Here is a 476-nt window from a genome sequence, read left to right as displayed (position 1 = left end):
GGGCCGGCGGGTAGGGTGCGGGCCAGACGGTAGCCGGTGGGGCCGATGCGGTGGACGACAGCGTCGGTCTCGGTGGCCGGGTCGGTGAACAGGTGGATGTCGTAGTCCATCGCGTCCAGGGTGCGGACCGCCGCGTCCGGTGAACACCACACCAGGGAGGGCGACTTGACGCGGACGATGCGGGTGGAGGAGGACGGCGGGAGCGCTGGTGCGGCAGGTGGCCAGGGGCGGGGGCGCCAGCTCGTGGAGACGGCGCGGATGCGTCGGCGCAGCCCGTCGGCGAGGCGTTCGGCGGCCTCGCCCGCGGTGCGGGCGGCGAGTTGGACCCGGATCCGGCGCCCGTCGACCTCCGCGTTGACCTGGGCGAGGACGCGTTCCGGCCCCGTGGTGAGCCGGATGCGGACGGCCTCGACCAGGGGGGAGGTGCGGGGGGAGGCGGGCATGGGCGGGGCTCCTTTCGGAGGGGAGGGGGCGGA

Annotated in this window: 1 protein-coding gene; it reads right to left on the bottom strand. The window is 75.8% G+C overall.

Features of this window, described 5'->3' with window-relative positions:
* Positions 1–443 (bottom strand): sigma 54 modulation/S30EA ribosomal C-terminal domain-containing protein (locus IH44_RS49605; RefSeq protein ID WP_304414229.1); only part of this gene is annotated, 443 nt, incomplete at its 3' end.
* Positions 444–476: the final 33 nt, after the last annotated feature.

This window comes from Kitasatospora sp. NRRL B-11411 (assembly GCF_000721345.1).
In the GTDB taxonomy this organism is placed as follows: domain Bacteria; phylum Actinomycetota; class Actinomycetes; order Streptomycetales; family Streptomycetaceae; genus Kitasatospora; species Kitasatospora cineracea.
The sequence above is the reverse complement of the archived record's forward strand: the minus strand, read 5'-3'. Positions and strand labels throughout refer to the sequence as shown.